4 protein-coding genes are annotated in these 3,391 nt (G+C 72.3%); 2 read left to right on the plus strand and 2 right to left on the minus strand.

Annotation, left to right across the window (positions count from 1 at the left end; all coding sequences use genetic code 11):
• The first annotated feature begins 188 nt into the window (after window positions 1–188).
• A complete protein-coding gene (locus tag IBL25_RS25165; RefSeq protein WP_187781194.1) occupies window positions 189–1,151 on the plus strand; it encodes a DUF4214 domain-containing protein in 963 nt (320 codons plus the stop codon).
• Window positions 1,152–1,246: 95 nt separating this feature from the next.
• Complete coding sequence (locus IBL25_RS25170) at window positions 1,247–1,684, plus strand: hypothetical protein (protein WP_187781195.1); 438 nt, start codon at window positions 1,247–1,249, stop codon at window positions 1,682–1,684.
• A gap of 40 nt (window positions 1,685–1,724) precedes the next feature.
• On the opposite strand, the gene IBL25_RS25175 is transcribed toward IBL25_RS25170, so the two are convergent.
• Together IBL25_RS25175 and IBL25_RS25180 are read right to left on the minus strand one after the other, a co-directional pair.
• A complete protein-coding gene (locus IBL25_RS25175; RefSeq protein ID WP_187781196.1) occupies window positions 1,725–2,996 on the minus strand; it encodes a heme biosynthesis HemY N-terminal domain-containing protein in 1,272 nt (423 codons plus the stop codon).
• The coding region (locus IBL25_RS25180; RefSeq protein WP_367615691.1) for a mitofilin family membrane protein at window positions 2,996–3,391 on the minus strand (396 nt) is incomplete at its 5' end. The genes IBL25_RS25180 and IBL25_RS25175, both read right to left, overlap by 1 nt.

A 3,391-nucleotide genomic window follows, 5' to 3' on the forward strand; every position in this document is an offset into this window, starting at 1 on the left:
TTTCGCCACCGCCGCCGGTGTCCCCACCGCCGCCCGTCTCGCCACCGCCACCGGTGTCCCCGCCGCCATCCGTTTCGCCGCCGCCGCCGGTGTCCCCGCCGCCACCCGTTTCGCCACCGCCACCGGTGTCTCCGCCGCCGCCCGTCTCGCCGCCTCCGCCGGTGTCTCCGCCGCCGCTCCCCCCTGTTGTGGACGACACACCCTCCCCGCATCCCCTCGGCATCGGCGAGGCGTTGCATGGCTTCACACGCGTGTCGGCCGATGTCGTCACGTCGCTGCACTTGGTCTGGGAGGCCGAGCGCATCGTCACCGGCCCTGACCACATGACCCAGATCGCCCTGGCCTCGGGCGAGATGGTTTGGGTGGGGCCGGTCACGCGCATCGCCTTCGCCAATGGCGCCATCGAGTTCTCAGGCTTCTCGGACGCGGCCGAGATCGTGCGCCTGTACCAGACCATCCTGGGCCGGCCGCCCGATCCGGAGGGGCTGGTCAATTGGGTCGACCATATGCAGCACGGCATGTCTCTGGCGCAGGCAGCGGAAGGCTTCTTCGGCAGCCAGGAATTCATCAGCCGCTTTGGTGGCCTGACCAACGAGCAACTGGTGGTGAACCTTTACCGCGAAGCCCTCGGCCGCCAGCCTGACCCGGCGGGCCTCGCCCATCACGTGGCCGCGCTGAATGCCGGGGCCAGCCGCGCGCAGATCATCGCCAATTTCGTGGAAAGCCCCGAGGCCGCCGCGCAATTCGAGGCCAGCCACCCTGGCGGCGTCTGGGTCCGCGACACCGAGGCCACCATTGTCGGCATGGCCTATGACGCGGTGTTCGACCGGACGCCGGATGCCACCGGCCTTCCCTTCTGGACCCAGAAGCTGGCCCATGGCGAGATGTCGATCCGCCAAATGGTGGAGGCCATCGCCAGCAGCGATGAGTTCCAGGCCCGCCATGCGCATGAGGACGATGCGGCCTATGTCGCCTCCATCTACCGCAGCGCGCTGGAGCGGGAGCCGGAGGGCGCTGGCCTCGCCTTCTGGGTAGACCACCTCGCCAGCCACCGCATGGACCGGGTGGATGTGGTGATGCTGATCGGCATCTCGGACGAGCAGAAGGCGCAATTCGCCCATCAGCCGCATGGCGATGCCTTTCTGGGGTGAGGCCGGCACGAAACCTCACGCCGGAAAGACTTGCGACCTATTCGCAAGTCCGGCAGCCTGGGTCCTCCCTTCCCCAGCAGGGAGCATCTGCTGCCATGGCGACACACGGCCTTCCCACCTGGCCCTGGACCGATGTGGAGATCGAAAGCCTGCCACCGCCCGAGGCGCTGCTGCTGGAGTCGATGCGGCGCTGGGCCTGGGCGGCACAATGGGGCATGGCCCCGGCCCAGTCCTGCCGCCCCCCGCTGGTGACCGAGGATGCCGGCGATGCCGCATGGCCGCTGGATGGCCTGCTGCGCGCGAAGGAGGAACCCTTCGCCATCGGCCTGCCGCTGGAGCCGCGCCTGCAAGGAGAGGAGCCCGCCCTGCTGCTGGCTCTCTCCCTGTCCCAGCGCGGGCCGCGGCGGGAAGCCCTGGCGGCCTTCCTGCGCCTGCTGCCCCCGCCCCGTGCCTATGCCGCCATGAGCCATGCCCTGGTGGTCGGCCAGGTGTTCCGCCGCGCCGGGCTGCTGCTGTCCCAGCCGCTGCGCTGAACCGGGCGGGCATGAAAAAGGGGGCCGAAGCCCCCTTCCGTCAGACCTTCTGCACCAGCTGGGCCGGTCCAGGCTGCCAGCTCACCTCGCCAGCGGTGCCGCAGCCATCGCAGACCGGCACCCATTGCGCATGCAGCTTGCCGCAATGTCCGCAACGCCAGCGCGGCTCGGAGGGTGCCGCGGTCGCGGCGCGCAGCCAGCGGGCCTCGGCGGCGCGGGCCACGGCGCTCTCGCCATGCTCCACCTGCTCCAGCTCCACCAGCGCCAGATAAGCGCGGGCATCGGCCGTGCCGTCCTGCACCAGCGCTTCCAGCTCCTGCCGCGCGCGGCCGGTCAGGCTGGCGGCCAGGGCGGTGCGGGCCAGCAGCAGCCGGCTTTCCGGGTGGTTGCGGTTGGACTGCACCAGCGTCTCGGCCATCTTCACCCGCTCCAGCGGGTCGGCCTCATCCGCCAGATAAGCCTGGGCGATATCGGGATGCGGCGCGGCCGCCCAACCCTGTTCCAGCACGCTGCGGGCCTTGCGCTGGCTGCCGACACCGGCCAGCCGCCGGGCATAGGCCACCGCGGCGGGGGAGAAGCCATGGTCGGCCTCGAAGGCCTGGCGCTCCAGCTCGGCGGCCTGGGCGACATCCTTTTCCTGCCGCGCGGCGGCCAGGGCCAGTTGCGCGCGCGGCGCCTTGGGCGCGGCCAGGGCCAGGGCCTCGCGCCAATCCTGCGTGCGCAGCGCCAGGGCGGCGCGTTCCTCGCGCACCCAGGCGGCGCCGGGCTGGGCGGCCTCGGCCTCCCGCGCCAATTGCTGCGCGGCGGGCCAATCCTGCCGCTGGATCGCCTGCCGCAGCAACCCGCGCAGGCCCAGGAACCTGGCGTCGTCACGCGCGGCCAGGGTGCGGAAGGCCTCGGCGGCACCTTCCTCGCTGCCGTTCAGGCGCTCGGCCTCGGCGGAGAGCAGCAGCACCTGCGGCTTGTCGCCCAGCAACTGGCGGGCGCGGCGCACTTCCAGCCGGGCGGTATCGGCGGTGCCGGCGGCGAGCGCCACCAGGGCGCGGGTCAGCGCGGCCTCGCCCTTCTCGCGGTTGCGGGCCTCACGCTTGGCGCGCATGCGGGCCGGCAGCCGGCGCAGGGCGCGCCAGCCGGTCAGCAGCCCGTGCAGCACCAGGAACAGGATGGCCAGCGCCAGCAGCAGGATGGGCAGATCCACATAGATCTCGGCATCGCCGACGCGCACCTGCACGGTGCCGCCCATCCGCATCAGCACCCATGCGACGCCAACCGTGACGACGCAGAGAAGAAGCAGCCAGAGCGCGCGCGCCATCAGCCCTGCCCCTTCGGCGAGACCAGCTCATTCAGCGCGGCGCGGGCGGCCAGCAGGCCACGCGCCTGCCGCAGCCAGCCTTCCATCGGCGCGCGGGTCTTTTCCGGCAGCGCCTCCACCTTCTGCACGGCAGCGGCGATGTCGCCGGCATCCAGTGCCTGGCGGGCGCCTTCCAGCTCGCCGCTCACCGCATCGCCCCAGACGGTCTGGTCGCCGCGGCGGACGGTGACGAGGTTGGAAAGCCGCGTCGCCGCCGCTTCCAGCACGCCCTGGCCCTCGGTCGCGGGCTGGGAGGCCGCGCGGGCGGCGCGGGCCGCATCGTCGAAGGACAGGCGCAGGGAAGCGGCCGTGGGCGGCGCCGCATTGGCATAGGCGGCGAGCGCCGGCGACGGCGT

It is taken from the genome of Pseudoroseomonas ludipueritiae (assembly GCF_014490445.1).
In the GTDB taxonomy this organism is placed as follows: Bacteria; Pseudomonadota; Alphaproteobacteria; order Acetobacterales; family Acetobacteraceae; genus Pseudoroseomonas; species Pseudoroseomonas ludipueritiae.

What these genes read in the sequence shown, in the direction of transcription:
- IBL25_RS25175 (WP_187781196.1), bottom strand. Translation starts at nt 2,996, where the DNA reads ATGGCGCGCGCGCTCTGGCTGCTTCTTCTCTGCGTCGTCACGGTTGGC.
- IBL25_RS25170 (WP_187781195.1), top strand. Translation starts at nt 1,247, where the DNA reads ATGGCGACACACGGCCTTCCCACCTGGCCCTGGACCGATGTGGAGATC.